This is a genomic window from Pseudovibrio denitrificans JCM 12308 (assembly GCF_001310815.1).
GTDB lineage: Bacteria > Pseudomonadota > Alphaproteobacteria > Rhizobiales > Stappiaceae > Pseudovibrio > Pseudovibrio denitrificans.
The window spans coordinates 1-907 of the sequence record NZ_BAZK01000080.1 but is presented as its reverse complement, the minus strand read 5'-3'; the positions used below and the strand labels follow the sequence as shown (position 1 = coordinate 907).

The 907-nt window shown below is 62.1% G+C and carries 1 pseudogene; it reads left to right on the top strand.

Features of this window, described 5'->3' with window-relative positions:
- Positions 1–907, top strand: a pseudogene (locus JCM12308_RS27520) (type I secretion system permease/ATPase); the annotation flags it as partial.

Genomic DNA, 907 nt, shown 5'->3' with positions numbered 1-907 from the left:
TGCCCAGACCAAAGCAGGCGACCGCGCCTCCCTGTTTGCCACCGCCATCAAAGCCTTCCGCTTCCTGCTCGGCTCTGCCGTTCTGGCTGTTGGTGCCTGGCTGGCGATCCTTCAGGAAGTCTCTCCGGGTGTTATGATCGCCGCTCCATCATCACCTCCCGTGCTCTGTCTCCTGTTGAGCAGGCCGTTGGCCAGTGGCGCGTGTTCATCGCCGCCCGTCAGGCCCGTGCGCGCTTGGAAAAAGCGCTGGAAGGTCTGGATGAAAGCGCACCAGAAACCGAACTGCCTCTGCCAAGCAAGACCCTTAATGTTCAGCAGATCGCAACAGCCCCTCCAGGAGCGCGCGCTGTCACGCTGGCCGGCGTCAACTTTGAGCTCAAGGCCGGAGACGGCATGGGCATCATCGGTCCGTCCGGCTCCGGCAAGACCAGTCTGGTGCGCGCCCTTGTGGGCGTATGGCCGATCCATCGCGGCTCCGTGCGCCTTGATGGCGCTGAGCTGGGCCAGTGGTCTGAGGATCGCCTCGGCACCGCCATCGGCTACCTGCCGCAGGACGTGGAACTGTTCGATGGCACCATTGCTGAAAATATCTCGCGCTTTGCGCCTGAGCGTAATGACGAGAAAATTCTCGAAGCCGCCCAGCTTGCCAATGTGCATGAGCTGGTGACCGGCCTGACAGATGGCTATGACACGCAAGTGGGCGAAGGCGGCGCTCTGCTGTCTGCCGGTCAGCGTCAGCGCATAGGTCTGGCCCGCGCGCTTTACGACAGCCCGTTCCTGATCGTGCTGGATGAGCCGAACTCCAATCTGGATGCAGAAGGCGAAGCCGCATTAACCCGCGCCATCAAACTGATGCGCCAGAACGGCAGCATCGTGATTGTTGTGGCGCACCGACCAAGCGCGATCT